At 58.7% G+C, this 22693-nt stretch carries 19 protein-coding genes and 2 pseudogenes; 15 read left to right on the forward strand and 6 right to left on the reverse strand.

The window, feature by feature from the left end:
- Nucleotides 1–296: 296 nt before the first annotated feature.
- The 13 genes from BS629_RS06030 to BS629_RS06090 all read left to right on the forward strand — a co-directional run bounded on the left by BS629_RS06030 (nucleotide 297) and on the right by BS629_RS06090 (nucleotide 13026).
- Nucleotides 297–1298, forward strand: a complete 1002-nt coding sequence (locus BS629_RS06030) for a lytic transglycosylase domain-containing protein (protein WP_077988067.1) — start codon at nucleotides 297–299, stop codon at nucleotides 1296–1298.
- An 18-nt stretch (nucleotides 1299–1316) separates the two neighbouring features.
- Nucleotides 1317–1628: a TrbC/VirB2 family protein gene (locus BS629_RS06035; protein WP_077988068.1), complete on the forward strand. Its 312-nt coding sequence runs from the start codon at nucleotides 1317–1319 to the stop codon at nucleotides 1626–1628.
- An 83-nt stretch (nucleotides 1629–1711) separates the two neighbouring features.
- Nucleotides 1712–1990, forward strand: coding sequence for a VirB3 family type IV secretion system protein (locus tag BS629_RS06040; protein WP_077988069.1), 279 nt, complete (start codon nucleotides 1712–1714; stop codon nucleotides 1988–1990).
- A 58-nt stretch (nucleotides 1991–2048) separates the two neighbouring features.
- Nucleotides 2049–4343 (forward strand): VirB4 family type IV secretion/conjugal transfer ATPase, encoded by a 2295-nt coding sequence (locus tag BS629_RS06045; protein ID WP_204333264.1) that lies wholly within the window; start codon nucleotides 2049–2051, stop codon nucleotides 4341–4343.
- A 130-nt stretch (nucleotides 4344–4473) separates the two neighbouring features.
- The gene (locus BS629_RS06050; protein ID WP_245315068.1) at nucleotides 4474–5277 is read left to right on the forward strand and encodes a type IV secretion system protein; all 804 of its coding nucleotides are present in this window, start codon (nucleotides 4474–4476) and stop codon (nucleotides 5275–5277) included.
- Nucleotides 5278–5317: 40 nt separating this feature from the next.
- A complete protein-coding gene (locus BS629_RS06055; protein WP_245315069.1) occupies nucleotides 5318–6427 on the forward strand; it encodes a type IV secretion system protein in 1110 nt (369 codons plus the stop codon).
- A 212-nt stretch (nucleotides 6428–6639) separates the two neighbouring features.
- Nucleotides 6640–7314, forward strand: coding sequence for a VirB8 family type IV secretion system protein (locus BS629_RS06060; RefSeq protein WP_077988072.1), 675 nt, complete (start codon nucleotides 6640–6642; stop codon nucleotides 7312–7314).
- A 27-nt stretch (nucleotides 7315–7341) separates the two neighbouring features.
- Nucleotides 7342–8124: a TrbG/VirB9 family P-type conjugative transfer protein gene (locus tag BS629_RS06065; protein WP_077988073.1), complete on the forward strand. Its 783-nt coding sequence runs from the start codon at nucleotides 7342–7344 to the stop codon at nucleotides 8122–8124.
- 199 nt (nucleotides 8125–8323) lie between these two features.
- On the forward strand, nucleotides 8324–9499 hold the full coding sequence (locus tag BS629_RS06070; RefSeq protein WP_077988082.1) for a TraB/TrbI/VirB10 family type IV secretion system protein: 1176 nt from the start codon (nucleotides 8324–8326) through the stop codon (nucleotides 9497–9499).
- Complete coding sequence (gene virB11 / locus BS629_RS06075) at nucleotides 9496–10497, forward strand: P-type DNA transfer ATPase VirB11 (protein WP_077988074.1); 1002 nt, start codon at nucleotides 9496–9498, stop codon at nucleotides 10495–10497. The genes BS629_RS06070 and virB11 overlap by 4 nt, the downstream gene beginning before the upstream one ends.
- 285 nt (nucleotides 10498–10782) lie before the next feature.
- Entirely contained in the window at nucleotides 10783–11574 is a 792-nt protein-coding gene (locus BS629_RS06080) for an ATP-binding protein (RefSeq protein ID WP_077988075.1), read from the forward strand.
- A gap of 237 nt (nucleotides 11575–11811) precedes the next feature.
- Nucleotides 11812–12534, forward strand: a complete 723-nt coding sequence (locus BS629_RS06085; RefSeq protein WP_077988076.1) for a response regulator — start codon at nucleotides 11812–11814, stop codon at nucleotides 12532–12534.
- Nucleotides 12535–12720: 186 nt separating this feature from the next.
- Entirely contained in the window at nucleotides 12721–13026 is a 306-nt protein-coding gene (locus BS629_RS06090; protein WP_204339752.1) for a transposase, read from the forward strand.
- Between the two features lie 26 nt (nucleotides 13027–13052).
- Here BS629_RS06090 and tnpC read toward each other — a convergent pair whose 3' ends face one another.
- From tnpC to tnpA, 3 genes are read right to left on the reverse strand one after another with little or no spacing between them, the layout of a single operon-like run.
- Entirely contained in the window at nucleotides 13053–14708 is a 1656-nt protein-coding gene (tnpC, locus tag BS629_RS06095; protein ID WP_077988078.1) for an IS66 family transposase, read from the reverse strand.
- 45 nt (nucleotides 14709–14753) lie between these two features.
- Nucleotides 14754–15101, reverse strand: a complete 348-nt coding sequence (gene tnpB, locus BS629_RS06100) for an IS66 family insertion sequence element accessory protein TnpB (protein WP_003551791.1) — start codon at nucleotides 15099–15101, stop codon at nucleotides 14754–14756.
- Nucleotides 15098–15508, reverse strand: coding sequence for an IS66-like element accessory protein TnpA (gene tnpA, locus BS629_RS06105; protein WP_017958565.1), 411 nt, complete (start codon nucleotides 15506–15508; stop codon nucleotides 15098–15100). The genes tnpB and tnpA overlap by 4 nt, the downstream gene beginning before the upstream one ends.
- Before the next feature lie 331 nt (nucleotides 15509–15839).
- On the opposite strand from tnpA, the gene BS629_RS38110 reads away from it, so the two are divergent.
- On the forward strand, nucleotides 15840–16259 hold the full coding sequence (locus tag BS629_RS38110) for a site-specific integrase (RefSeq protein WP_108565384.1): 420 nt from the start codon (nucleotides 15840–15842) through the stop codon (nucleotides 16257–16259).
- On the opposite strand, the pseudogene BS629_RS38115 reads toward BS629_RS38110, so the two are convergent.
- Nucleotides 16244–16387, reverse strand: a pseudogene (locus BS629_RS38115) (helix-turn-helix domain-containing protein); the annotation flags it as partial. The gene BS629_RS38110 and the pseudogene BS629_RS38115 overlap by 16 nt on opposite strands.
- 159 nt (nucleotides 16388–16546) lie before the next feature.
- Between BS629_RS38115 and BS629_RS38120 the strand changes: the two are divergent.
- Nucleotides 16547–16660: pseudogene (locus tag BS629_RS38120) on the forward strand (IS6 family transposase); the annotation flags it as partial.
- A 121-nt stretch (nucleotides 16661–16781) separates the two neighbouring features.
- On the opposite strand, the gene BS629_RS06115 reads toward BS629_RS38120, so the two are convergent.
- Nucleotides 16782–17138 (reverse strand): DUF192 domain-containing protein, encoded by a 357-nt coding sequence (locus BS629_RS06115; protein ID WP_259664448.1) that lies wholly within the window; start codon nucleotides 17136–17138, stop codon nucleotides 16782–16784.
- A 1003-nt stretch (nucleotides 17139–18141) separates the two neighbouring features.
- The coding region (locus BS629_RS06125; protein WP_077988080.1) for a shikimate kinase at nucleotides 18142–22693 on the reverse strand (4552 nt) is incomplete at its 5' end.

A 22693-nucleotide genomic window follows, 5' to 3' on the forward strand; every position in this document is an offset into this window, starting at 1 on the left:
GAAAGCCGTGACCGGCGCAACTGCCTGACGTCACAAACAAGCGCCTTGTTCAGGCGTCCATGAAACAACGTGACATCGCCCCTACGAATATATCTGCAAATGCAGGACAATCGGGCCTGAACGATTCAGGCTCGATCTAGCCCCTCAATTCCCTGGACTAAAGAGCTAGGCAGTAATGCTACAATTGCAACACTGAAATGCATTGACGTTCATCACGGGAGGCGCACCATTCGCGGAATGATTATGTGGTGAGACAGGCTCTGTCAGCACGACAGAATATTCAGGAAATTTATCCCATGCCATTTCAAATAAGGGAGAATACACGTTGCAAGATTTGTACCCTAAGTGGGGCGGCGCTCATGCTTCTGTTCTTGCCGCTTGGTCAGCCAATTTCCAGCCGTGCAGAAGTGTTTCACCAACTTGGTAATGACATGATCGTGCCATTCAGCGGCGTCTCTGCGGACGCGCCGAAGGCAAGTATCGCCGACAATCCGACGATTTTTGCTAAAAAATTCTCCAGTACTTCCTTCACGGCAGCGACTAACTATCAGGCCACTACTTCAGTGATCTTGGACGCGCCTTCCATTTTGGATCGAGGCAGTGGGCCCAGCAAAATAGCGGATTTAAAAGCTGGAAGGCTCATCGAACACCGCTTACGCTTACCTAAGCCTCGCAAGCTGTCGACGAAACTATCAGCGCGACAAACCCGCATGCGAAGGCTGACACTCGAGGTCGGTCGCAGGTATGCAGGTGCCGCCGGGGTAGCACGCTCAAGGCTGGACCGGGAATCGTTTGTATTGCTTTTCGCTACGATGATTCAGCGGGAAAGCAACTTCGATCCCGAAGCCATATCCGCTGCAGGCGCCAAAGGACTGGGGCAGTTGATGCCAGACACCGCCCGAGAACTCGGCGTTTGCGACGTCCTTTCGGCCCGGGACAATCTCGAGGGCGCCGCGCGATACCTTACGGCGATGCTCCATCAGTTCGGTTCATCAGAGCTTGCTCTCGCAGCCTATAACGCCGGTCCTGATGCTGTGCGGAAATACGGCGTTATACCACCTTACCGGGAGACGCAGCAATACGTGTCCGACATTCTCAACAATATGAACTCCGCCCCGGGCGCCATTCCACACGAACCGAAGCCCTTCAGCCCAGCCCCGCAGGAGGCGTCGCTCAACTCCAGCGACACTCTAGACATGGCGCGGCTTCCAGAATGCGATGCACTGCGGGGACGCCACCGCCAGGACATAGGTGGCACACTCTTCGGGAGCCTGAACGTAGCAATTCAAATAGACTGACTAAGAAAGAGAGAAAAGATGGGATGCCTCAGGAAATATCTCCTCAACAAAGACTCTCCGAAACGCGTTGCGATGATCGCCACAATGATTCTTTTGTCTAGCAATCCCAGCGCCGCGCAAGACTTTTCCGGCGTTACGAGCTTTCTGCAAGCGATCGTCGAAGCAGTCACTGGACCGATCGGCGTCGCCATATCGGCGCTGGCGGTGATGGCAATCGGCTTCGCCTTCATGACTGGCCGCATGGAATGGACATTTGCGGTGTCGATCATAATCGGCATCGCCATCGTTTTTGGCGCCGCAACCTTTGTAAGTGGCATCACCCCCAACTAACGCCGCCGCCCTGATGCGCTGGGGCCTAAGCCTCCCCTCCTCATGCCGTGGACCGGGCGAGGACATTTTTCGGATTAACGCTCATGGAACGTACACCGCTGTTTATAGGACTGACCCGCGAGGTCAGCTTCGCCGGACTGCCGATCAGGTATCTGGTCGTGCTGATTGCCACGGTTATGCTTGGCTTCATCATCACGCGCTCATTCGTGTATGTCTTGATCACGGGCGGGGTAGGCTATGTCTCCCTTCGCAGTCTTGCGGCGTACGATCCCCAGATCATCAGTGTCTTCATCGCTACCGTGCAGCGGACGCGGATGAGTCCAAAACTTCTGCGTGGCGAAGGGGTGGTGTACCGTGCTTGAAAGGCTAGCTACGCGAGCTGCCCGCAGCCTTGCACTCAAACGCTCGGAAAAAGGCGAAATGCTGGTCAGCGGTTTGCCCTATTTGAGCGCGGTTGACGACGTCACGTTGATGTTGCGCGATGGCGACCTGATGGGTTCCTTCGTTGTAGAGGGCATTAATGCGGAAACTGGCGATAGCTTCCATACCGTCGAATTGTGCAACGCGTTTTCGCGCTTCATCGCACAACAGCGGAGCGATGTCGCTTATTATGTCCATCGAATTTCGGTTGAGACCCGGCCGACGATGCCGCCGGTTCACGGCCATCCTTTCAATGAGGAAATCGATCGCCGCTGGCAAGGATACCTGCAAATGGTCGGCCTTCGAGATCGAGTGACGGTGGTCACGCTGGTAATCCGGCCGCCCCGGAAGACCGCCAAGTTCCTGTCGCTATTCGGTGGCAGGGACGTCCACAGCCGCCATGAGGTCGAAGCGCGGGCGCTGCGCCTCGACCAGATGATCAACACCTGCATGGTTGGTGTCGGTGAAGCTGGGCCCAGCCGCCTGACGGTCTCCGACGGCCGTTGGCTCGGCCTACTCCGTACTCTGATAGACGGTTCTGGCGGAAGTCTTATTCCCGGTACCAAATTCCTGCCAGTGGCTGACCTTCTGGCCAGCTCGCAGATAACCTTTCAGGGTCCCGTTTTTGAATGCGAAGGAACGGATCCAGGACGACGCCGGTTCGGAACCATCGTTTCCGTCAAGGACTACCCGGCTGAGACCTATCCCGGAATCCTCGACCGGCTGAACTTGCCCTACGACACCGTAGTCACTCAGAGCTTTACTCCAATCGATCCAATTTCGGCGCAGGGCAAGATCGCCCGGGTGAGAAAGCAGATGCGCGCGGCGGAAGATGCCGCCATATCGCTCATGGCACAACTCGAAGAGGCGGAAGACGATGTCGCCTCTGGTCGGGTGATCTTCGGAGACCATCACTGCAGTGTCGCTGTGTTCTGTGACAGTCTCAAAGAGCTGGACGGCGCCATGGCCTATGTGGCGCGCGCCATGCAGGATGCGGGATCGGCGATTGTTCGCGAGAATTTCTCCTCCCGCGTCGTATATTTTGCGCAGCATCCCGGGAATTTCGCCTACCGGACTAGACCCGCGATGATCTCCTCGCAGAACTTCGCGCAGCTTTGCGCCATGCACGGCCAGTCAAAAGGCAGCCCACCCGACAAGTGCCCTTGGGGCGACGCCGTCACCATATTTCCCACTGCGCGTGGCGAAACCTTCCGCTTCAATTTCCACCTGCCTGGAAAGCCAGGCCAGCGCACTGTCGGCCACACGCTCGTTCTGGGGCAGACCGGCTCAGGCAAAACGCTTGGTACGGCGTTTCTGATAAGCCAAGCCCAGAGGCTCGGCGCTCGAACCATTCTATTCGACAAGGACAACGGTTTCGAAATGGCGGTGCGTGCCATGGGCGGGCGCTATTCGACGGTGCGGATGGGTGACGAAACGGGTTTTAACCCGATACGCGCAGAGGCCGACAGTCGCGGCGCGGCATGGCTTACGGACTGGCTGGCGGCGCTGGCGGAATACGACGGAGGAAAGCTCAATCCACTACAGATCCAGGCCCTCAGCGACGCGGTGCAAGCCAATACCTCTGCCGATCCGCGGTTGCAGAACCTCGAGCAATTCCGCAGTCAGCTTCGCGCCACCGATGACGACGGAGATTTGTACAACCGACTCGGGCGATGGGACGAGACCGGTCAATTCGGTTGGCTGTTCAGCGGAAAGGGGTTAGACCCGCTCGCCTTCGACAATCGTCTGACGGCATTTGACCTGACGGAGGTATTCGACAATGACGTCGTGCGCACCGCCTGGCTAAGCTACGTCTTCCGCCGTGTGGAACGGCTCGTCGAGGATGAGCATCCGACGTTGCTCGTCCTCGACGAGGCCTGGAAGCTCCTCGACGATCCCTATTTCGAGGCGCGGTTGAAGGACTGGATGCTGACGATGCGCAAGAAGAACGTCGCTGTCGTCCTGCTCACCCAGCGGGTTTCTCATATCACGAATAGCGCTGCCGGCGATGCCATTCTGGAAAGCGCCGTCACGCGGCTTGTTTATACAAGCTCTTTCAACACGGCGGCGGAACTCGCCCCCCTACATCTGACGCCCACGGAAAGCGCATTCCTTCAGATGAGCAATGTCGACAACCATCTCGTGCTGCTCAAATCCGGCAGTGACAGCGTGGTGCTCGACTTCGATCTCGTCGCGATCGGCAAAGGTATTGACGTGCTTGGCGGCGGCCGCGGCGAAAAAGCGATCGCAGGCTGGCGCGACAGACCGGATTTTCAGATGGAGATGTTGCAATGAAAAAGCTTTTAGTTGTGATCGAATTGCTGGTCTGCTGCCTGAGTTCCTGCCAGTCCGTGCCGGCGGAACGCAAAAACCACTGCGCTTGTCAGTGGGAAGGCGCAAGCGGACTTCCAAGAGGAGCATGGGTATGAAACGGCATCTTCGAGCCAGCTCACTGGCTATTTCGATCCTTCTTTTTCAACCGGGTGGGTCTGCTATGGTCGCCCATGCGCAGGACGGCGTCACTCCACTGCCGGAACCTGCCGTTGGGGGTGTGCCGGACGTCCCCCCCGGTGTCCAGGAGACCCATGACCAGATTTCAATCGAACAAATCATGAAGCTCGTCCAGTTGTCTCGCATCATGGGCGGGGGCATTACTCAGATGTTCACGGCAGTCCAGAACCAGAATACGGCGCTTGATGTTATTCGTAACGGGCAGACTGGACCAAAAACCATACCGCTCATGAACGGACCGGACGAAGTCGCTGCCCGCCAGGGCGGCGAAGGCCTCAAGGAAATGGCAGAGAGCGCCTTGAATGGCGCCGCCGACGGTCCCCCGGATCTCCTGGCAGCATTAACCCATTTTCGTAGCACCTTCTCTCTCGACAAAGCATTCGCGCTCAAGGATGACGAGCTACCCAGCAAAAAGGTGCTCGCTCAGCTCGCCGCCAAGGGCGCGATCGCCGGCTCCGTAGCGGAAAGCTCCTACAAGCGTGCCAACGAGAGTATGGAGCGGGTAACCGACTACATCGCGGCCGTTCAGGCAAGCAAGGATCTCAAGACGAGCATCGACATCAATACGCGCGCGGTGATCGAGCTCACGCAGCAAACCAATGAAAGCCTAAGAACGCAGTCGGCCGTCACCTCCATCGTCAGCAGCTATTTCATGATGTTGGCAAGCGAAGCGGGCACGGAAGATTGGATTGACGGCCTTAAGGACTTCAATAGGTGACGCCATAGGAATTATTCAATCGATAGGAACGCAGATCGACGTGGCGACCGTCGATTACCTGCAGGCCGTGTTCACGGCCGTGGCAGATCCCGTCAGGAAACTGATGGAGTCGATCAATCTCGTGGTTCTGCTTTTCATAGCATTGAACCACGTATTGCAGATACAGAACATAAACTACTCGAAGTACCTTAGTTGGGCCGTGACACACATCCTAGTCTTAAGTTTCGCCACCCTTTGGAGTAATTTCAGTCCGGTCTACGATGCCCTGACAGGTCTTACACAAGGGTATTCGAACCTGGTCGTCGAGGCGGTTGCGAAGGATATCGAAACACTGAGGGCGGATATCCTCGATCCTGCGAACATCAGCGGGGCCGGCGAGGCCAAGACCTATGCAGCGATGGACGAATTCGGTCATGCCATCATCTGGATCGCCCGCGACTTTTTTCGTGACACCTCTATGCTACACCTCGGAAAGACCCTTCGCAATATCTTCTTGGGGGGCTTCGTGTTCATGGTCGGCGGCATATTCATTGCAACATGTGCGGTGATTGTGCTGACCGCTAAAGCGGGCTTTATTGTGGCTCTGAGCATGGCTCCGCTCGGCATCATGATGTTGTTGTGGGAGGGAACGAGGCAATATTTTCAAGGATGGGTAAGCCTTGTGATCGGTTTTGCCATCATACCTCTCCTTCTCGGCTGTCTGATGGCAATTGTTCTCTATTTCGCCGGCCATCTGCTTGCAACGTCCGGGGCAAGTAGTTCGGACAAGGACAAGTACTTCGGCTTCGTCTTCTTTATGATAGCGGTCTTAGTCCTGCTGTTCCACATCCCGACTATGGCGCACGCACTGGCGTCTGCGTTCGTTACGGTCGGCGGCGCTAGCGTGGCCGGGAGTCTCACGAGCGCGACAGGGCGCATCAGTGGCGCGAGTGCGCTCCAAAACGCCGTTATGAGCTTTCCTACTAGGGCCTTAGGATCGATGATTAATCCACGAAAGTATCTTCCTCCCGGCAGCGCAGCAGTCGCCGCAGTCGCCCCTACCAGAGCGGGGGGCTCCGCTGCTGACATCCAAAAGTCCGGATTCGCGCCGTTTCGCCAACACTCCAATGATCGCAAGGAAGACTGGCGGCGACGGCTGCATGAGTCATAGCCAGCTTTGGGAAAGAATCGCTTCCGGGTCCAACGCCGCGTCGTCCAGCGGCGGCTCGCAGCCGTTAGGGGCTATATCTCAGGCGTCCGCTTCCAACCCTGCTCCTTGGGTCCCACTCCACACGCATCTAGTTCCGGCGGGAAGCCGGCCGAAACACGCAGGGACGATCAACCCTACCATCAGTCAAGCATTTCAATAGTATCGGTGTCGACATGGCCAAGACGAATATTCAAAACGCCTATGAGGAGGAAATATTCTTCACACTTCGCCAGCAGCGCAACAACTGGGCGAAAGTCGCTGTCGGCTCGATCGGCGCGGCACTCCTCTCGTTGGGGTGCCTCCTGGCAATCCTCCCGCTCAAAGACACCAAAGCTTTTGTGGTGATGGTCGACAAGACCACGGGCCAGGCGGAAAAACTGGTGCAAGTTCGCCCAGCCTCCCTCGATCAGCAAGATGCAGTGGCGCAGGCTGCGCTTGTATCATATGTCGTCGACCGCGAGACCTACGACCAGGCCGACAACAGCACTCGCATTCTGGACGTCATGGCGCGTTCGAAGGATAATGCTGCTGAGACATTGGCCCAGCTGTGGACGTCCAACTCGCCACAATATCCGCCGACGATCTACGGAACAGGCGCGCGTGTCCGGGTAACCGTAAAATCGATTTCTATCAACCCGGTTTCCCATCGCAACGCACCCGAACTCGCGCGGGTGCGTATCACCAAGATCCGCGAGGAGAAGGGCCGAGAAACAGCCGAGCGCAGCTTTGAGGCGACTGTGGGCTATTCGTTCCAACCGAAGGTTGGTGCCAAGCTCGGGGAGGTTTGGAAGAATCCCCTCGGCTTTATCGTCCTGTCATACCGGATCGATGCCGAAACTAACGGCTAGAATTCCAGCACGGGAAGTACCGACACCATGTTCAAGCACACCGCAGTTCTGCTACTTCTGAGTGCGGGCGCGGCCCTCGCCGATCAAGCGCCCACCTCCGCGACCGAATCCGTCTCCGCGCTACGACAAAAACCCGCGGCGGCAGCGCCGGCCAGCGATCCGCGCATTCAGCGTTTCGCCTACAATGAAAACAATGTCTATCGGCTCGACCTCTATCTCAAATCGGTTACAGCGCTGCAGCTTTCGCAGAGCGAGGAAGTCGAGTCTATCCTTATCGGCGACAGTGCATCCTGGGAAGTGGTTAAGCTCAAGGCCGGAAACGTCGTGAGCATCAAACCGAAGGTTCCCTCGGCCACGACCAACATGACCATCTATACCAACAGACGGGTCTATACATTTGAGCTTCGTTCCATCGGTGAATTCACGGGCGGTGGTAATGCTGCACCCCTCTTTCGGTTGATCTTCACCTATGCAGACGACGAGAAGCCGAAGCAGAATAGCGACGCTTCCTTGAGACCGGACCGCCTTCGCGCGGACTACCTGTTCTCGGGTGACGCCGCATTTCGACCACGCTGGGTCCAAGACGACGGCCGGCAGACGATGTTCTTCCTGCCTGAAGGCGCTCCTCGTCCGGCCGTTTTTAAGGTGGGGCCGGGCAACGAGGAACAGCTGATCAACTCCCGCACCAATGCAAACCAGATCATCGTTGATGGAACGAGCGATTACTGGATCCTGCGTATAGGCAACGAGTCCGTGTGCATCGGTCGTACCGGCCCGACGCGGCTCAACAGAAACGTCACAGTTAGATGAAAGGCGAGCCATGTCGGAAAACGATCACAGCATTGGCCCTATTCGCGATGACGGCGCCGAGTCGACGGACTCTGGACAAAGTGCAAGGGAACGAAGCGGGCTCGTCAACGCTCGCCGCGCACGACAGACCCGTGGTACGAGTGGCGCAAAAAATGCAAGGCTCATAATGTCGGCGTGCTTGATGGGAGGGTCCGCGGTATTGTTCTTCGCGGTCGCTGGGCCGACGGCTGCCCTAAAGGTCCTGGGGATCGGCCGCGACAACGACCAGGCGGTTTCTAAGGTCGATATGGAAGTTGAGAAAGATTCTCATCGACCAGTTCATCTCGATTTCGCCGTACCTGCGAGCACGGAACCTGAAAAGAAGGAGTTAGATCCTAACGCGGCCTGGAAGGCAAAGATCAAGGCGCTACAGGATCAGATTGCTGAACTCGAGCGCAAGAAACAAGGCAGCGTCTCCTCTGGAGAAATTGAGGCGCTCATTACCCGCTATAACGAGAATACGAAGCGGCAGTTTGAAGATGAGCGCAAGGCAATGACCGAAGAAAACGCCCGGTTGAGAGCCGCTGCCGAGCGAGCGGAAGAGGAGCGCCAACGCGCCGAAGAGGCGGGTGAGCTCAAGGAGCGCCAGAAGCTCGACAAGATGCAGCGTGAATCCAATTCGGTGGTGGTCGACGCGGCTGATGGGCCTGCCGGCGTGACCACTGAGAGCGATAAATCGGCGACTGACCGGAACCAAAACGCGCGGTTCCTAAAGACGGCCGCCAGTAGCACGTTCCAGACGTCTGTTTCGCGGCGGCTGCCTGATCCCTCGCGCACAGTGGTGCAAGGAACCATTATCTCAGCCGTGCTCGAAACCGCGATCGATACAGAGCTGCCTGGTAATATTCGTGCACAGGTGATGGAACCTGTTTATTCATTTGATGGAACGCGCGTTCTGATGCCCTCTGGAACCATTTTGATCGGTGAGTTCAACAACGACGTCAACCTCGCTCAGAGGCGCGTCCTGATTGCATGGAACCGAGCGATTACGCCTTCGGGACAATCGATCGCGCTTGGTTCCACCGGCGCGGACACACTTGGCCGGTCGGGCACGGAAGGTAATGTGAACAACCGCTATGGCACGAAATTCGGGGTCGCCATCCTCATCAGCGCCATCACCACCCTTCCTTCGATACTGTCCAACCGCAACAGCCAGTCTGAATCCGGCACGACCTCCAAGGTTGGCGGCGGCCAGGTCGCGGGACAGATGCGTGACACTGCGAGCGACCAGGCAAGCGGCGTCCTTGATAAGTATCTTTCGCTACCGCCGGCCATTAAAATTCCGCAAGGTGAGGAGGTCCGGGTTTTCGTAAATCGAGATCTTGTATTCAGATGAATTATGTTCCGAAGAATCGCGAAATCTCCTACGTGGAGCAATATCTGAGCCCTCTGAGAGAGTTTCTGGTCGATGACCGCGTCAACGAGCTTGTGATCAATCCAAACGGCTCAATCTTCATCGAAGCCGCGGGTGCCGAATACATGCACGAGATCGACGTGCCGCTGTCGCCCCATGCCATTAAGCGGCTAGGTACGCAGCTTGCCGGCGACACCCGCAACACACTTGGCGCCTTGCATCCGATTGTTTCCGGCCGGGTCATGGTCTGGGGGCACCCACTGCGCGTTCAAATCGTGGTCGAACCCGCGATCGAATTCGGCGTATCGTTGTCGATCCGCAAATACTTAACACACGCGCTGGCGACGAAGGATATCGGCTTCGTCAACGGCGGACAGGTAAGCGTCGATGCGCAGCGCCGCCTCCGACACAGGGCGATTGCTAAGATTGCGCGCGACGGCGACCTGCAGGGTCTGTTCCGGCAGGCAATCGAGGAGAGGTTCAACGTGCTGGTATCCGGTGGCACCTCTTCGGGCAAAACAACGGTGGCGCGCTCGCTGATTTCCATGATGGACCACAATGAACGCCTGATCACCATTGAGGACGCGCAGGAGCTCTTCCCACCCCATCGCAACCAAGTGGGGTTGATATCCGACAGGAAGGACAAGTCAGAACGGATGCCTTCCAAGCTGCTTGAAAGCTGCCTGCGCATGCGGCCGGATCGCATCATTGTCGGAGAAATCCGCGGCGTAGAGGCCTATGACTTTCTCGAAGCAATCAACACCGGTCACCCTGGGGCCATCACTACCATCCATGCTGATAGCCCCACGCTAGCATTTGACCGCCTCGCGCTAATGGTGATGCGCTCGGGGATTAGACTTACCCATGGCGAGGTTCTCACGTATGCTAGGCGCACAATCGACCTGGTGGTTCAGGTCGGACGGCTCAATGGGTCCCGCGGGGTGCTTGAGATTTACCTCCCTTCACAAGAGGAGGAATGATCATCGTCCCAGATATGGCACATCCAGGGCTTTGCGGCATAGCGCGATGCACCGCTCAATGCCTTTGTTTTGATTCCCCTGAACTCTTTAACCTTGTTGACGAACCACTCCGCCAGATCTCGCTGTCGATAGAACAGGTGCTGGACGGAAAGGCATCTTCGCGAATTCGTTTCGCTGGGATGTCGCCCCAAGTACTATCCTTTGCCAAGGCTCGCAGGATGTTTGATCCGACACAAGATGAGCGACATATGGTCACCGGATCAATGATAGCGGAGAGGCGAAACAATGAAGAACATCTCATCCATACCACACTTCTCTTCAAAGCGAGCGCAAGCGGACGTCCCGGCGGCGGCAGAGGCATTCGCGGACGGGCATGTACTCGCGGGGCTTCTGGTCCACGAGTTTAACAATCTTCTAACGCCGATTGTCGGCTATGCAGAGATGGCCGCAGAGGCGTTGAGATCGGGATCGTCCTCGCGCATGTACGTAGAGCGAATTCGTGACGCTGGTGATCGAGCAAAACGCGCCGTTGAACGGATTCTGATGTCTGACATGTGGGATAAGGGGTTCAGTAGCTTCGACGCCGCAGCGGCCATCAGAGAGATCCTACCAGATTTGGAATTATGCATTCCGTCTTCTGGTCGGATTCAAACCAATCTTCCTAATCGCGCGGTCTGGCTAGACGGAAGAGCGATTACCCTACAACAGGTGGTGATTAATCTCTGCAGGAACGCTGCCGAAGCTATGAAGGCAGGCGGGACAATTACAGTTAACCTTGACAATGTTGAACAGATCTCTGCGCGCGGCTTGTCTAGTGGACGGCTAGAGCGCGGCGAATATGCGCGGTTGAGTGTCTCTGACACAGGTCGTGGCATCTCCCCTTCGTTCTTAGAGCGTATTTTCGATCCATTTTTTACGACAAAATCGAGGGAAGGCGGCTCAGGATTGGGACTGGCCTTGGTGCAGCGTGCCGTCGGGTCCTGGGGTGGTGCCATCGACGTTCACAGCAGTTTGGGCAAAGGCACTACTTTTGAATTGTTCTTACCGTGCAGCAACTGCTCGGCTGCGGAGGTTTGAAAAGAGCGCTCGGCAGAGGCCGACATTCGACGCAACAACGATTCGAAAGGGGGACCTGCGCGGCCGATGGCTGGATCAAGTTACGGGAACAACCGGATGGCAAGATCGCGGAACGTCATCGAAAGATCCAGTGACACCGCGACAGCCACTCGGACTGCAGACGCCGCTACAATTCTGCCAACTCACCTATCCATCAGATATGTCATCCGAGAGTGAACTTTAGAAGGAATTGCTACAATGCCCCTTCAGGCTGCCGCTACGATTGTGATTGTAGATGATGACACCGAGGTGATTGCTATGGTGTCTGACTATCTTCGGGAGAAGGGTATGAAAGTCTTTTCTTCGGCAACCGGACGAGGACTGCTCCGGTTTGTCGAGGCTAGAACACCTGATCTGATTCTCTTGGATCTTGTGCTCGGTTCTGAAGACGGGCTTCAAGTATTACGGGAACTTCGCGAACGATCTGACGTGCCGATAATTGTTGCCAGCGGGCAGCGCAAGGAAGAGATCGATCGCATCAAAGGGCTCGATTTGGGCGCTGACGACTACGTTACAAAGCCCTTCGGCCTTCGGGAACTTTTAGCTCGGATAAACGCGGTGCTTAGGCGCCAAGAGAGCGATTATTGCCGTCGGAAGCGAGCTGGGGTTACCTACCGGTTTGGTGGCTGGAAACTTCGCCCCAAGACTCACGAGCTCCATAATCCGAGAGGCGAGGCGGTTCAGCTGACGAAAGTCGAACACGCGTTGCTCGTGGCCTTATTAGATAAACCTCAGATTCCGTTGGCTCGCGAGCATCTGCTAAAATCAACTCGGGTTCATGAAGACATTTTTGACCGGAGCATTGATGTTCAGATCTTGAGGCTCCGAAAAAAACTCGAAGTGGATGCGAGCTCGCCACAGATGATATTAACCCAGAGAGGTCGCGGCTATGTATTAGCACTTCCTGTCGAGAGAGATTAGCTGTATCCGGGGCACCGTATCGGTAAGCGGCAAGGAGACCCCATCTGGCGTGGATGATGCTGGGCGGAGTATTCCGGACATACGACTTCTCTGAGTGTGAGGATCTATGTCTAGGCCTGCGGCTAGCCTTGGATTGATGCGGATGATCGAGGCGGTGCCGATCGTCTTGACGGCTCGCCGCGACAGTTGCGGCGGTTCTGGTCTGACGAGTTCAAGGCCACGGCGGTCGAGCAAGCCTGTCACCCGGGTGTGAACGTCTCGGCAGTCGCGCGGCAAATCGGGATACTGCCTTCTCAGCTCTATCGCTGGCGCAGAGAACTGTTGGGCAGTGATGAGCCTGGGCAAGCAGCAGAGACAACGGATTCGCAGAGCTGTGTGTCCGGCCCTGACCCCATCGTTGAAATCGGCATTGGCAATATCGTCGTGCAGGCGGGCCGGCATGCCGACGAGGCGCATCTGCAGCGCGTGATCCGGGCGGTTCGTTCGGCATGATGTAAGCATCCGGTGAAGGCCGCAGGTTAGGCTGCTTGAGCGTTCAGTCCGTGCGGCTGCCAATCCCACGGAAGCAATTGCTCCAGCTTACTGATTGGCGTGTCGGCGATGCGGGCCAGGACGTCAGCAAGCCAGGTCTGCGGATCGATGTCGTTGAGCTTGGCACTCATGATCAGCGTGGCCATGAAGGCGGCACGATCGGCACCGCGATCCGATCCGGCGAAGAGCCATGACTTCCTTCCGAGAGCAAAGCCTCGCAATGCCCGCTCGGCAGCATTATTGGACAGGCAAATCCGGCCATCATCGAGGAAGGACGTGAAGCCGTTCCAGCGCTTCAGCATGTAGTCGATCGGCTCGGCGACGGGAGAACTGCGCGACAGTTTTGCCCGCTCGGTTTGAAGCCAGCGGTGCAGTTCGCCGACAAGCGGCAGGCTGCCCTTGCGACGGTGCTCCAGGCGTTGGCCGGCGGCAAGTCCGTTGATCTCACGCTCGATGTCGAACAGCGCATCGATCCGTTTGACGGCTTCCAGCGCCATAGGCGAGATCAGCGCGGCGCGGCTGCCGCGTTTGGCATTCGTGGCGATGTCGGCCAGCACGAAGAACTTGCGCCTCGCGTGCGACCAGCAGAGCGCCTGCGTCAGCGGCCCCGGATCGCGGTCTACCTTGAACAGCGGATTGTAGCCCCCATAGGCATCAGCCTGCAGAATGCCGGTGAAGGTCTTCAAGTGGCGCTCGGGATGCTCTTGTCGTCGATCTCGCGAAGCATAGTAGAGAGCCGCCGGCGGCGATTGCCCGCCGAACGGCCGGTCATCTCGGACATAGGTCCAGATGCGACCCGTATCGGTCTTTCCCTTCGCCAGGATCGGCACTGTGGTGTCGTCACCGTGCAGCCGCTCGGCAGCCAGGACATGCGCTTCGATCAACGAATGGAGTGGCTTCAGCGCCGCGGCGCAAGCGCCGACCTGATCTGCCAGCGTCGACAGGCTGAGGCCGATACCCTCACGGGCATAGCGCTCGCTCTGGCGGTTCAGCGGTTGATGCTGCGCGAACTTCTCAAACAGTATCATCGCCAGAAGGCTGGGCCCGGCAAAGCCCCGCGGCGTCACATGGAAAGGAGCTGGTGGCTGGGTGATCTTCTCGCATTCGCGGCAGGTGAACTTCTCCCGCACCGTTTGGATCACCTTCCACTGACGTGGGATGACCTCCAGGGTCTCGGTGATGTCTTCGCCCAGCTTCGACAGCTTGCCCGAACCGCAACAAGGGCAGCTCGCCGGGGCCGCGATAACGACACGCTCGCGCGGCAGATGTTCAGGGAATGGTTTCCGTGATGGACGCTTGCGCTCGAAAGCCCTGACCGTCGAGGCTTTGGCCGCAACCTCTGCCGCCAGTTCGTCTTCGCCAGCGTCAGCCTCCAGCTCCTCGAGCTGCAGTTCCATCTGTTCGAGGAGTCGCGCCTTGCGTTCTGACCGGCTGCCGTAAAGCTCGCGGCGAACCTTCTCGATCTCCAGCTTCAACCGCGCGATCAGCGCTTCGGAATGCGTCACGAGCGCCTTTGCGCTGGCGGCTTGCGCCTTGGCGGTCGCAGCTTCTGCCTCGGCAGTGATACGCCGGGCACGCTCCTCGGCCAGCAGTGCAAGCGCACTGGCAAGGTCGTCCGGAAGCTCATCAGTCGCGTCGCTCATGGCAGGATGGAATCATATTCGAGTCCGCCATTCCAGTTCTTTTGCTCATCCTGCCGATGTTGGCCGCCAGGTCTTTTGCGGCATCCGCCAGTCTATGCCTTCGAGGAGATAACCGAGCTGGGCCGGTGTGATCACCACCGTGCCGTCAGCGGCTGACGGCCAGATGAAGCGGCCGCGCTCCAGCTTCTTCGTGAACAGACAGGCTCCTTGTCCGTCATGCCAGATCACCTTGATCAGACCTCCACCGCGCCCCCGGAACACGAACAGATGTCCGCACATCGGATCGCGCTTCAGCGTCTCCTGCACCATCAGCGACAGACCGGGGAAGCCTTTGCGCATGTCCGTGTGACCGGTCGCCAGCCAGACCTTCACACCACTCGGAACCGGGATCATCTCCGCCCCAGCACGACATCGAGAATGCGGCCCAGCGCGTCCGTGTCGATGTCGCTGTCTACGCGGATACGACGGTCCCGACCGAGTTCAATCGTCACATCGCTGCGCTTCCGGCGGGACTGCGATGGGGCGGGTGGCCCCGAGGGAATAGGCGAGGCTGGAAGCGCGGCCTCGGACACGACCACCGGCACCAACGTGCTCGCTGTTTCCGTCCTCGGCTCCTCGATTTGGCAAAGCTCCCTGCGCCAACGGAAGAGCTGGCTGACATGGATACCGGCCGATCGCGCAATCTCGGAAAGCACCGCACCTGGCTCGAGACAGGCTGCAACGAGCCGCTCTTTATCTTCCTGAGACCAGCGCCGTCGGCGCTCGACAGACGTGATCACTTCAATCTGATGCTTCGTCATAGGACTACTCCTAGTGTTTGCACTAGGACTTCCGATGTTCGTCTCAACCTCGCAAGACGGCCCTCACCGGACGCTTACGGCATGATCCCCGCGGGTGTAAAAGTATTCCTCGCCAGCCATCCCATCGACTTCCGCAATTATGTGAAGCGTGCAGTTATGTGGAGTCCGCCGCGGCTCAAGCTGCTTCCTAGTTTTTGTCCAATAGCTTAGATCGCTCATGAGCCTTTCCCACTCGGCATAATTGTTGTCGTCTCGAGACGTTCTTTTTGTCATCGAGAGGAGACCACCCGTGCCAAAATCGACGGAAGTTCTACCAGAATGCACGCAACTGATGGACCCAGGCAAATTGCGCGCGTTCTTAGAGGCGTTCACGAGCCAATTGTTGAACTTGGGACATACCCGCCTGACTGTGTCAGGCTACGAAGCTTCGGTCCGTCATTTTGGACAATGGCTACAGAGCACGAAGATTGCCATCACTAAGATTGACGACGATGTCGTTCGCCGCTTTGCGCAGCACCGATGCCGTTGCCCTGGCAGCCGGCAAACCGATCTTCTATCGGCCAAATATGTCAATCGTGTACGCCGGTTTGTCGGTTTCCTGGTGGAATACGGGGCGGTGACGCCGCCGACACATGAGTTGCCAGGTGTGGACCATCACGAGGTCCAAATTGCTGCTTTCCAGACTTGGCTGAGACGGCATCGAGGGATATCCGAGCGCACAGTCCATCGCCACGGTCCGCTCGAACGATAACGCTGCGACCACTTTACCGCTGAAGACACGTCAATACCGAACCGCGCCGCAACCGACCGGCAGCTCTCACCGGCTTCGATTGCAGCAACAACACGCTCACGAAGATCATTGGAAAGAGGTCGTGTCATTCGATGCTGGCCTCCACTCCAGCCAGCATCTTGAATCACAAAACATCCAAAAACGGAATCCCTTCCGATTCAACTAATTCCGGATACGCTCTAGGCGATGCGTTTTGGATGGATCGGCGACCAAATATGAGCCGCAATGGCGGAAGCCGCGTGGCGCCCCTGCCCGGACAAGGCCGTTCGCCGCGTGTGACGATCACCGACAAGCTTCGGTCCTACATTGCGGCGAAGCGGGATATCATGCCAGGCGTCGAGCATCGATCGCACGAGGGGCTAATGTGATGGACGGGCGTTGTCACTTTGTTTGGTCGCGGTCGTATGAATCCAAAAACAAATCGGGAGCACCTTCTAAGACATTCGCCGGGCCCTGCAGCCCCGCTCGCACGCCGTTTGTCCGTCACCTAGTCCTATTTCGCAGCTGCTCATCAACAAGAATGCCGTTGCATGCGTTTAGCTCAAGTATGTTAGGTTCCGCCGATATATCAGGGTGCCCGCCGGCCTGGAGTTCAACTACGTACTGCACATTACTCCCGCCGTCGATTGGAGCTTGATCCAAGGGCACAGCGTTGCGATGCAGCGATACCAGTCGACCATTACCATCGAAGAATAACATGTCCAGTGGGAGCGGAGTATCTTGCATCCACAACCGCACATGGCGAGGGGAATCGTAGGCAAATATCATGCCGTCGAACGGGCTAAGAACTCGCCTGCGCATGAGTCCCCTGCTGCGCTCATCCGAGGCATTTGCGACCATCACGATTAATGGGCGTTTTCCGATTTCGATCGCTGCGACATCACAATTTGCGTTAAGCAACGAAACCAGCGTAATAGCCTTAAGTGGAAACACAGTCGTCACCTCTTTGCTTCCGTGTGAGTCCCAGCGCGTGGAGTTGGCCCATAAAAACCAGACAGGATCAGATTTCTGTTTGACGGTTTGAGAACTCGCTCGTTTACCGATATGCCAAAGCTTTATGCGTGTGAAGCGTGTTGTACAGCGGGGCGACGGAACACCCACGGGACCGAGGTTCGTGAGCTTTTATATCCGTGGCATCCCTGGTCTGGCCGGCTTATCCATATCCATGGATTGGTGGACAAAGGGTCTGCTGTGTTCCGCTGCAGCCTTTCGGGTTCAACGTCATGCCGGTTGCTCGAAGTCCCGGTGTGGATGTTTGACCGGACACTGAGTGCGAGGTGGTTGGCCTTACCAATTGCGTATGCCAATTTTGCTTGCCTGCTGGCTTTGGCAAAGTTGCTGGAAGAGGCAGGCACTCCCTCACAAGGCGCGGATATGAGCGCAGCATTGATCCTTGACGAAACGAGTCAGTGAGATGTCCATGCCACATGCGACGCCAGTTTACGACATATTAGTTCGATCTGTTCTCGAGCGCGCACAGCGGGAAGACACCAGCGATGCCGCAATGGCAGACGTTGTCCGAAGGAACACCACAGGCGTTGACGGCACCCATCGTGCGGCTGCTGGTGGACCCACGCCAACGGCGAGAGCGCCTCCCAGTCGAAACGGGAGCGAAGGCGACAGGGTCCGGTCGGTTGGCTCATTGCAACATTTCGTGTCGATCTTCTCCGCCGTCCGAAACCTCTTCCTCCCATCCCAGACCAACCGCTCCGCGGCACAAATTCGAACCCATCGACGCCAGGCAATGGCCGCGTGGGAAGCCGTGAGTGCACGCCCTGCCTGAAAAGCGCAGGCTCGGCCTCACGTGGCCACATTTAAACAACGTGACAACGCCGCTAAAAGCTTATCGACCTCGACTTGGGCGTTCTCTGCTTCTCGTGGAAGACGCTAAATCCGCTCGTGCGTTACTGCCGGCTAGCAAAGGCTGCGGGGCGGCGGTGAGGGAGTCGAGGGGCGGCGGCCGTTCCGCTTCACTCAATGGTGCCGCCGGCGCCTGAATGGTTTCCCCGACGCCCTCCCCGCGATTGGGATGATCATCGTGCATGCGCTGCGCTGTTGGGGACATGCCGATGGCGGTGCCGGAAGTAGCGGAGACATGTGATATCTCGGTAGCTGGCAGTGCGGCTTCTCTGTCGCTGCACAGGAAAGCGTAGAGTTCCTCCACGCAAATGCGCGCGTCCTTCTTGTTTTTTTGAGGCGGGACAAATCTGATATCGGCCATTTGGTAGAACGGTCTGCGCTCTTCGTACAGCTGGTCAACCTTCTGCTCGATGTCGGCGCCTTGCAGCAGCGGCCGGTTGGTGTCGCTCTTGAGGCGCCCGCGGAGCTTTTTAGGCTCGGTGTCGAGCCAGATCGACCTCGCCTTATTAAGGATCAGGGCTCGATTCGACTCCTCGGCAAAGCAGCCACCGCCGGTTGCGATGACGACGGGCCCTCTCTCCAGGCACTTGGCGAGCTCCTCGGCCTCCAGGTCCCTGAAGTGCCCCTCGCCGTGCTCGGCGAACATCTCTGTCAAATCGCCGTGCTCGGCGGCGATACGCTTATCGATGTCGACAAACTCCAACCCCAACTCCTTGGCAAGCTTGGCGCCGATGGTCGACTTGCCGCTCGCCGGCATGCCGACGAGCACGACCGGCCGCGTACCGAGGGCCGCGAGGATCTCGCCGGCTTGCGGCGAGCGAGCGACCGCAATCTTTTGTCTTGCGACGGTGAGCGATCTGGAGGTACCTGCCGCCCTCGACCTGCTTTCTGCTGACGAGCTAAAGTGTAATATGTCCCAGGCACCACGGGGAACGGGGACTAGCTCGCCTTCGCTCTGCGCGCGCTCGGCCCGGTAACTGGCCGGCGTATGGAACTCGACCTCGAAGCGATAGTTCTGCGCGGTTCTGAACGCCGTGTGAACGCCCCGTAACCGCGGCGTGTCCATCCTGATGAACCAGTTGGTGGTCTCGACCTCGCTGCAGTCCCGCTCCTCGAAGGCCAGTGCCGCCTTCCTGAAGGCCCGCGTAAATGTCTCGTCCGGGATCTCGAAGACATGGCGCACGGCATTGGGGACCAGTTGGGCCTCCGGCGCCGAGCTCACGCTCTGGCCGGTCAACTCGTCGCCTATCCAGACCTGCCCGCGCGACCGTTGGTCAAGATGCGGCACCTTCACCTCGATGCCGTCCTGCCGCAAAAGCTCAGCAACCGCATGCACAGTTTCGGTAATCGCGCTTTCTTGCGCTTCGGCGGGGGCGGCTTCGAGCCTGGCGCGCTCCAGGGCCTGTTCGCTGCTCAGCGTTATCCTGCTGGCGGGGTCGTCGTCGGCCGAGATTGCTAATGCGCGGGGCAGGATGTCCCTTTCGACGGCGACTCCAATCGAGGCCTCCATGACCGAGGCCGCCAGGGTGGGGTTGTCCTCCAGATCCGCCAGGCTGCGATCGACGTCGAACCGGCCCTGGTGGAGCTTTGCCGCCTGCGCCTTGACATAGGGCGCCGACTTGAAGCCCCGCCTCCCCTCCAAGAGCCGCTGCAATTCGGCGGTTTTCTGTTTGAACACCAGCGCACCGGTATCGGACTTGTAGGCGTCCGTGCCAACCTTGATGCCGAGACTCAACAAATTGATGGCGCTTTCATGCAGATCGTCCGGGTTGTAGCCGTCGGGCCGCGGATCGATGCGCGGCTGGTAGTGGTTGAGCAGGAAGTCGATGCGCTTCCTGGCGTCAGCGGTTGCCGGATAGGATTCCCTGAGTTTGGGGAAGAGCGCGCCGGCGTCGGCGCTGAAGGCAGGCTTCGCGCCGGTTGAAGCTGCGGAACGCGCTAACTGTTGCTTGACGTCCGACTGCTCATGAGCTGGCTCGCTATTGAGCTGCAGGTTCCAGTCCTGGAGCTCGGCCATTAGCAAGGCCGCCAGTTCGCGGGCGACCGGATGTCTGGCGGCCTTGCTGTCTTCCCCCACCCCGGCGATGAGCTCATGGAGGGTCTGGCCATCCGGCCGATCTTCCTGCAACAGTGCGCGGATGTCGGCTTTGAGCTCAGGATGAATGCCCTCGTAGGTGCCGAAGATGGCACGCTCGGCAAACTGGCGTCGCGCCTCCAGCGGCTGCGCCAGCATGTTGCGCTGCAGGCAGCTGTAGGTCTCCAGCACCGCCCCGGTGGCCGACAGGATCTGCTTGGACCGGCTGAACTGGTAGCCGCCTTTCTCAATGGCCGGCGTGTGCGACTTCGGCGGCTTCATCGAGGTGATGCCGCGCGCCTGCAGCTGCGCGTCGAACTGGCGCACATGCTCGTAAAGGCGAGGCCGGTCGCCGATGATGACGACGGCGTCGCCGTCAAAATCGCCGTCGAGCTTTTTTTGTTCGGCGGTCGGAACCGCAACCAAAGAGCCGGGCGCGAACACCTCCGTCGCCTGCAGGATACCGACGCAGTCGAGCGCGGTGTCGGCCTTGACCCGGTCCTTTTCCTCCAGCCAGCGCGAATGGCACTTTACGTCCTCGGCAGACATCACCACCCCGCGATCGATGAAATCCGCCGGCCACATTGCGTCGGGCACAACGATCAAGATGCCTTTGGCAAAGAAGGTCGGATCGTCGGCGGCAAGCTCAGCCCCCGACCTGTGCGCGACGTTGAAGCTGTATTGGAAGGCCACGCACTGATCCAGGAACGCCGCGGTCCGATCGCCATCGCGGGCCGACCTGACCCGGTCGGCGCCGAACGGGCGCAGGTCGGGCTTATCATAGGGGGAGCGTCCGACAAGCACGCCAGCGTCACGGGTCAAGGTCTTGCTTTTGCCCGTCGGCACATGCAGGCATTCGTCGCTGGACGGCACGGCGATAGCGCCCGAACCTTCGATATGCCCGCCCGTGACCGTCCGGAACAGCTCCTCGGCGGTGAGGTTTTGATGGGTTTCGAGCCAAGCCAGAGCCTTCTCGCGGGTCTCCTGTGCCACCTCGACGCTGCGCGGATAATGTTGCAGCGCCGAGGGCGGTACCGCCGATTGCCTTTTATCGGCAAAGGCGGGCATCCGCTCGGGAGCATCGTGGCGAGCCCGGGCAATGGCCGGCATGCGCTCGGCCAGCGAGGCCTTGATGAAGCCGCAGCCGTCATGCGGCCGCAAGGCGATCTCGCCGTCTCGCCCCTCGAACCGGAAGGGATGCACTGCGCCTGCGGGGCGGTCGGGCAGAAGGGACAGCTTGAAGCACCCTTCCAGCGCATAATCCTGCGGGCCAACGTCGGGCATGGTCGGCGGCGCGGCAAATCCGCGGCGCTGGGTATAGTAATAGGCTTCCTTGAACGGCGCCCAGGCCCGCGACAGCTGCTCAAAGGCCGTACCCGGAGCAGTCTCGGCATAGGGGATCGCCAAAAGCTTGCTGCTTGGGGCCTCTTCGGCCGCCAAGGGCAGCTGAGAGGCAAGCTGGTTCAGGGTCTTTTTCGGCGGCTTCAGTTTGCTGCCGCCGAACAGGTCCATGCGGTAGGGCACGCCCTCCACGGCGAACGTGCGTGTCAGCATGGCGGCAGTCGGAGTTCCCTTTAGCTGCACCGCCACCACCTTCACCGCGCCCGAGGTCAAGCGGTGGAAAATGGAATAGCGCAACTCGGCTTCGCTGGCCAGCGGCCGGCCTTGGATGTCGACCACCTGCAGCCGCATCAGTCCGGCATCGCCTTGCGGCGGTCTCGGCTCGTGGTCCATGGCCTGAAGGACCCGATGGACATCGAAGCTGGCGGCTGCATGCTGGGCCTGGACCATCGATGCGTTCCGCGCAATGAAGGTGTCGAGCGCTTCGAGCGGCTCCTTCGCCTCGATCTCGGCGATCACGCTCCAGCTCCTGTAGGAAAGGTCGGCGTAGATGAGGGCGCGGGCACTGTCCAGGATCTGCCTGGTCTTGCCGTGCAGCTCTTGCTGCCTGGCCTGCAAGGCGAGCTTGTCGCCCTCGACAAAGGGCAGCCGGTAGTGCCTCTCCAGCACCGCCCGGGTCTTGAGCACCTGATAGATCGAAAGCGCCGGGCAGCGGCTTGCATTGGCGCCGCTGGTGCGCTCGGCCTGGCCTAGATTGAGATGGGCATCGATCTTGTGTTCCACCACCGGCTGGATGGCGTTGAGCAGGTTCAGCGCCGACGTGCGGTGCCAGCGCAACACCGTCTTCGGGCTGCGAGCTAGTGGCAGCAGGGAGGCGCAAAGATTGCCCATCGTCTCCAGGTTGTTGTCGAGCTTAAATTCGGGAGCGGCGCGTAACACCTCGAGCCTGTCCAGCCCCGGCCCTGCCAGCGCACCGAGATCGTCCAACAACTGCGCATTGCCCAACGCCTTGAATATACTCGCGATGGCATGGACATCGGCCTGCTGCAGCCGATCCTCGGCTAGTTGGAGGTAGTGCGCCAGCAGCTCCAGCCGGTCCTTCAGGAAGGCGGGTTCGGCG

It is taken from the genome of Rhizobium leguminosarum bv. viciae USDA 2370, from assembly GCF_002008365.1.
In the GTDB taxonomy this organism is placed as follows: domain Bacteria; phylum Pseudomonadota; class Alphaproteobacteria; order Rhizobiales; family Rhizobiaceae; genus Rhizobium; species Rhizobium leguminosarum.

Excerpts from the sequence above, each read along its gene's own strand:
- BS629_RS06030 (WP_077988067.1), top strand. The coding sequence starts at position 297 with ATGCCATTTCAAATAAGGGAGAATACACGTTGCAAGATTTGTACCCTA.
- BS629_RS06035 (WP_077988068.1), top strand. The coding sequence starts at position 1,317 with ATGGGATGCCTCAGGAAATATCTCCTCAACAAAGACTCTCCGAAACGC.
- BS629_RS06040 (WP_077988069.1), top strand. The coding sequence starts at position 1,712 with ATGGAACGTACACCGCTGTTTATAGGACTGACCCGCGAGGTCAGCTTC.
- BS629_RS06045 (WP_204333264.1), top strand. The coding sequence starts at position 2,049 with ATGCTGGTCAGCGGTTTGCCCTATTTGAGCGCGGTTGACGACGTCACG.
- BS629_RS06050 (WP_245315068.1), top strand. The coding sequence starts at position 4,474 with ATGAAACGGCATCTTCGAGCCAGCTCACTGGCTATTTCGATCCTTCTT.
- BS629_RS06060 (WP_077988072.1), top strand. The coding sequence starts at position 6,640 with ATGGCCAAGACGAATATTCAAAACGCCTATGAGGAGGAAATATTCTTC.
- BS629_RS06065 (WP_077988073.1), top strand. The coding sequence starts at position 7,342 with ATGTTCAAGCACACCGCAGTTCTGCTACTTCTGAGTGCGGGCGCGGCC.
- virB11 (WP_077988074.1), top strand. The coding sequence starts at position 9,496 with ATGAATTATGTTCCGAAGAATCGCGAAATCTCCTACGTGGAGCAATAT.
- BS629_RS06080 (WP_077988075.1), top strand. The coding sequence starts at position 10,783 with ATGAAGAACATCTCATCCATACCACACTTCTCTTCAAAGCGAGCGCAA.
- BS629_RS06085 (WP_077988076.1), top strand. The coding sequence starts at position 11,812 with ATGCCCCTTCAGGCTGCCGCTACGATTGTGATTGTAGATGATGACACC.
- tnpC (WP_077988078.1), bottom strand. The coding sequence starts at position 14,708 with ATGAGCGACGCGACTGATGAGCTTCCGGACGACCTTGCCAGTGCGCTT.
- tnpB (WP_003551791.1), bottom strand. The coding sequence starts at position 15,101 with ATGATCCCGGTTCCGAGTGGTGTGAAGGTCTGGCTGGCGACCGGTCAC.
- tnpA (WP_017958565.1), bottom strand. The coding sequence starts at position 15,508 with ATGACGAAGCATCAGATTGAAGTGATCACGTCTGTCGAGCGCCGACGG.
- BS629_RS38110 (WP_108565384.1), top strand. The coding sequence starts at position 15,840 with ATGGACCCAGGCAAATTGCGCGCGTTCTTAGAGGCGTTCACGAGCCAA.
- BS629_RS06115 (WP_259664448.1), bottom strand. The coding sequence starts at position 17,138 with ATGGTCGCAAATGCCTCGGATGAGCGCAGCAGGGGACTCATGCGCAGG.